A 3,089-nucleotide genomic window follows, 5' to 3' on the forward strand; every position below is an offset into this window, starting at 1 on the left:
GGCATCATCATCATCGCGGCGACCAACCGTCCCGACGTGCTCGACCCCGCGCTGCTGCGTCCGGGCCGCTTCGACCGCCAGGTCGTCGTGCCTCGCCCGGATATCGAGGGCCGGATCAAGATCCTCGAAGTGCATATGAAGAAGGTGCCGCTCGCGCCCGACGTAGATGCTCGCGTGATCGCGCGCGGTACGCCCGGCTTCTCGGGCGCGGACCTCGCCAACCTGGTCAACGAGGCCGCGCTGACGGCGGCGCGCAAGGCCAAGCGCCTGGTCGCGATGGCCGAGTTCGAGGAGGCCAAGGACAAGGTCATGATGGGCGCGGAGCGCCGCAGCATGGTGATGACCGACGACGAGAAGCGGATGACCGCCTATCACGAGGCGGGTCACGCCGTCGTCGCGATGCACGAGCATGCGAGCGACCCGATCCACAAGGCAACGATCATCCCGCGCGGTCGTGCGCTGGGTATGGTCATGCGATTGCCCGAGCGCGACAGCTATTCGTATCACCGCGACAAGATGTACGCGAACCTGTCGGTTTCGATGGGCGGGCGGATCGCCGAGGAGATCATCTTCGGCTACGACAAGGTCTCTTCGGGCGCTTCCGGGGACATCCAGTACGCGACCAACCTGGCGCGCGACATGGTCACGCGCTGGGGCATGTCGGACAAGGTCGGGCCTGTCGAATATGGCGAACCCGAGGGCGAGAGCTTCCTGGGCTATTCGTCCGGACGTCCGGCGCGCATGTCGAACCAGATGGCAGAGCTGATCGATGCGGAGATCAAGCGCATTGTCGAAGGCGGGCTGGACCGCGCGCGGCAGGTGCTGACCGACCATGTCGAGCAGCTCCACACCGTGGCCGACGCGTTGCTCGAGCATGAGACGCTGTCGGGCGACGAGATCAAGAAGCTGATCGCGGGCGAGGGGATTGACCGTACCGACATCGGACCCAAGACGAACATCCCGCGCGCGGGAACCAGCGTGCCCAAGACGCGGCGGCCGAGCGGTCCGTTCGGTACGCCGAGCCCGCTCGGGGCGTGACGCTGAGGCGGATCGTGCCGGCTTCGGTCGTCGCATTCGGCTTGGCCGCGCCCGCCGAAGCGGCGATGACGGTGGGTGAGTTCCTCGCCAAGGCCAACGGGCTTGGGTCGAATCGGCCGGTATCGATGGCGTCGGGCGATCTCGGGCTGCTCCGGCGTGAGATGACCGGGGTGGCGCAACAGCTGAGGGTCGAGGGTGAGCAACGCCGCGCCGCCGGCCTGCCGCCGCGCGCCTGCCCGCCCAAGGGCGCGAAGATGGGCCCGACCGAGCTGATGAGCGCGATGAGCGCGATCCCGCCGGCCGAACGCGGGATCAGCCTCAAGGACGGCTTCATTCGCGCGATGGCGACGCGCTTTCCCTGCCGCTGACCGGATCAGTTAGGCGGGTCGGGCTGCTCGGTGGGTCGTTCAATCCGGCGCACCGCGGCCACAGGCGCGTGACGCTGGCGGCGATCCGCGCGCTCCGGCTCGACGAGGCGTGGTGGCTGGTCTCGCCCGGCAACCCGCTGAAGGACGGCGCGGACGACATGGCCCCGCTCGCAGCGCGGCTGGCCTCGGCGCAGCGCATGGCCCGGCTCGCGCCGATCCGGGCGACTGCGCTCGAGGCGCGGCTCGGCACGCGGTATACGGTGGATACGGTACGCGCGCTCAAGCGCCGGCATCCGGATACACGTTTCGTCTGGCTGATGGGCGCGGACAATCTGGCGCAGTTCCACCGCTGGCGCGATTGGCGCGGGGTCGCGCGCGAGGTCGCGATTGCGGTGATCGCGCGGCCGGGGTATGACCGTACTGCTCTCGCTGGTCCGGCGATGGGCTGGCTCGGGCGACGCCGGCGACCGGCGAGCCGAGCGACCGGATGGACGACGTGGAGACTGCCGGCGCTCATGCTGCTGCGCTTCCGCCCCGACCCGACTTCCGCGACCGCGATCCGCGCGGCCGATCCGGACTGGCACCGCCGTTTGCACCAACCCGACCAACCCCGAAACTAGGAGCCGTTTTGCCCGTCACTTCCACCGCCCCCTCGCCGTCGCGCACCCCCCCGGCGCCGCCGCGCGCACCCCTTGCGCCGCCGCGCACCGGCGACGCGCAGGAGATCGCGGCCATGCACCGCGTCATCATGCAGTCGCTCGAGGACGACCAGGCGGTCGACCTCATGACGATCCCGCTCGCAGGCAAGACGACGATCGCCGACCACATGGTGATCGCCAGCGGTCGATCGACGCGCCAGGTCGCGTCGATGGCGGCCAAGATCGCCGAGAAGATCAAGGGTCAGTTCAAGCGGCCCGCGCGCATCGAAGGCTTGCCGACCGCCGATTGGGTGCTGATCGACGCAGGTGACGTGATCGTCCACATCTTCCGACCCGAGGTGCGGACATTCTATAATCTGGAGAAGATGTGGGCGTTCGGCGACACGCTGAACCCGACCGCTACCGCCGACCCGGTCGCGCCGCCGCCCGTACAAGCCTGAACGGGTGTTGCTCCACATCGTCGCGCGCGGCCGCATCGGCCGCTCGCCCGAGGCGGAGCTGGTCGATCGGTATCTGGAGCGTATCCCTTGGCCGACGCGCGTGACCGAGTTGCCGGATGGCGGCGGCAAGTCCCCGCTCGAGCCGCCGCGCACCAAGCGAGTGATGCTCGACGAGACGGGTGATGCGCTAGCCTCGCGCGCGCTCGCCGGTCGGCTGGAGCGTTGGCGCGACGAGGGAGTACGCGAGACGCGCTTCCTGCTGGGCGCGGCCGACGGCTTCGACGACGATGCGCGAGCGGGCGCGGACCTGCTACTCTCGTTCGGGCGCGCGACCTGGCCGCACCTGCTCGCGCGCGCGATGTTGGCGGAGCAGCTGTTCCGAGCGACGAGCATCCTCGCCAACCATCCCTATCACCGCGAGGGTTAGCGGATGAGGGTGCGCGTCCCGGCCGGACTGGCGACGGCGCTCGCGCTTGCGGGGAGCGTCGCCGCGCAGGCCCCCGACACCGCCGGCCAGCAACGCCGCCTGTCGATCGCCAGGCGCGGCGCGGCCGTCGCCGCCGCCCGCGCGGGTGCGCTCGCGC

5 protein-coding genes are annotated in these 3,089 nt (G+C 70.1%); all 5 read left to right on the forward strand.

What is annotated here, in order from left to right; genetic code table 11:
* Positions 1–1,038 (forward strand): ATP-dependent metallopeptidase FtsH/Yme1/Tma family protein (locus ACFE7F_RS15765; protein WP_375404796.1); only part of this gene is annotated, 1,038 nt, incomplete at its 5' end.
* Positions 1,035–1,406 carry a hypothetical protein gene (locus ACFE7F_RS15770; protein WP_375404797.1) on the forward strand — a complete coding sequence of 124 codons (372 nt, stop codon included), beginning with the start codon at positions 1,035–1,037 and terminating at the stop codon, positions 1,404–1,406. The genes ACFE7F_RS15765 and ACFE7F_RS15770, both read left to right, overlap by 4 nt.
* Positions 1,403–2,026, forward strand: coding sequence for a nicotinate-nucleotide adenylyltransferase (locus ACFE7F_RS15775; protein WP_375404799.1), 624 nt, complete (start codon positions 1,403–1,405; stop codon positions 2,024–2,026). Before ACFE7F_RS15770 ends, ACFE7F_RS15775 begins: the two co-directional genes overlap by 4 nt.
* Before the next feature lie 113 nt (positions 2,027–2,139).
* A complete protein-coding gene (gene rsfS, locus ACFE7F_RS15780; RefSeq protein WP_375404800.1) occupies positions 2,140–2,505 on the forward strand; it encodes a ribosome silencing factor in 366 nt (121 codons plus the stop codon).
* A gap of 4 nt (positions 2,506–2,509) precedes the next feature.
* Positions 2,510–2,932, forward strand: a complete 423-nt coding sequence (locus ACFE7F_RS15785) for a 23S rRNA (pseudouridine(1915)-N(3))-methyltransferase RlmH (protein ID WP_375404798.1) — start codon at positions 2,510–2,512, stop codon at positions 2,930–2,932.
* Positions 2,933–3,089 lie beyond the last annotated feature (157 nt).

Source organism: uncultured Sphingomonas sp., assembly GCF_964235535.1.
In the GTDB taxonomy this organism is placed as follows: domain Bacteria; phylum Pseudomonadota; class Alphaproteobacteria; order Sphingomonadales; family Sphingomonadaceae; genus Sphingomonas.